The sequence below is a fragment of the Gordonia sp. IITR100 genome, assembly GCF_002009645.1.
Taxonomy (GTDB): Bacteria; Actinomycetota; Actinomycetes; order Mycobacteriales; family Mycobacteriaceae; genus Gordonia; species Gordonia hongkongensis.
Genome location: NZ_MVKV01000045.1, coordinates 1 through 1,498, shown reverse-complemented (window position 1 = coordinate 1,498; position 1,498 = coordinate 1). Strand labels below are relative to the sequence as shown.

General features: G+C 64.2%; 1 protein-coding gene. It reads left to right on the top strand.

What is annotated here, in order from left to right:
• Window positions 1-289: 289 nt before the first annotated feature.
• The gene (locus tag B1818_RS23795; RefSeq protein WP_101819295.1) at window positions 290-1,489 is read left to right on the top strand and encodes an IS30 family transposase; all 1,200 of its coding nucleotides are present in this window, start codon (window positions 290-292) and stop codon (window positions 1,487-1,489) included.
• The last annotated feature ends 9 nt before the right edge of the window (window positions 1,490-1,498 follow it).

Below are 1,498 nucleotides of genomic sequence, written 5' to 3'. Positions count from 1 at the left end.
GGCGGATTCAACTGGTCGTCGCAACACCATGATCATGGAGGTGTTTGCGGTGGCTACGGCGGACTGGAGTCGGAGGACCAGCGATGTGGCGGTAGGTGTTCGTCGGCAGTGGCGTGCTGATCGTGCACTTCGGCCGGCGATGCGATCGCCGGGGCGGCCGGAGCCGTCGCGGCAGGTGCAACGTGAGTTTTGGCGGGTGGTCGCGACGGGGGTGAGCACGGCACAGGCATCGATCGCTGTCGGTGTGTCGGTGCCGGTGGGTACACGCTGGTTCCGCCACGCTGGCGGCATGAGGCCGCTGAGTCTGGATGAGCCTTCGGGCCGCTATCTATCCTTCGCCGAACGGGAAGAGATCGCGCTGCTACGCGCCCAGGATCGTGGGGTGCGTGAGATCGCACGGTGGATCGGGCGGAGTCCGGCCACGATCTCGCGTGAGCTACGGCGCAACGCCGCAACCAGGAGCGGGAAGCTCGAGTATCGGGCGTTGGTGGCGCAGTGGAAAGCCCAGCAGGCCGCCAAGCGCCCGAAAACAGCGAAGCTCGTGGCCCACGTCGAGTTGCGGGAGTACGTACAGGACCGCCTGGCCGGCGTTGTCCGCCGTCCCGATGGCACGATCGCTGCGGGCCCCACGCCACCGCCATGGAAGGGGCTTAACAAACCGCACCGGGCCAACCGGCGGTGGTCGCTGGCGTGGAGTCCAGAGCAGATCTCCCAGCGTTTGAAGGTCGACTTCCCCGATGATGAATCCATGCGTATCAGTCACGAGGCGATCTACCAGTCCCTGTTCATCGAGGGCCGCGGCGCGCTCAAACGTGAGCTGGTCGCGTGCCTGCGCACCGGACGTGCACTGAGGGAGCCGCGGGCCCGCTCGCGCAACAAGCCGCAGGGTCACGTCACCTCCGATGTCGTGTTCAGTCAGCGCCCTGCCGAGGCCGAGGACCGTGCCGTCCCCGGGCACTGGGAGGGTGATCTGATTATCGGAACTGGGAGATCGGCGATCGGCACGATCGTTGAACGTCGTAGTCGTGCAACACTTCTGGTGCATCTGCCACGCCAGCAGGGCTGGGGTGAGCAGCCGCCTGTGAAGAACGGGCCCGCACTCGGTGGCTACGGTGCCATCGCGATGAATGCAGGACTGACAGCGTCGATCGCCGCGCTGCCGCAGCAGTTGCGCAAAACGTTGACGTGGGATCGCGGCAAGGAACTGTCCGCTCACGCCCAGTTCGCGATGGACACCGGAACGCAGGTGTTCTTCGCCGATCCGCACTCACCGTGGCAGCGACCATCCAACGAGAACACCAATGGTGTTCTGCGCCAATATTTTCCTAAGGGAACTGATCTGTCGCGGTGGTCAGCTGAGGACCTCGAGGCCATCGCCTACACCCTCAACAACCGTCCTAGAAAAGTCCTTGGATGGAAAACTCCCGCCGAAGTCTTTGGCGAACAACTACACTCGCTACAACAACCCAGTGTTGCATCGACCGATTGAACGCGCCCA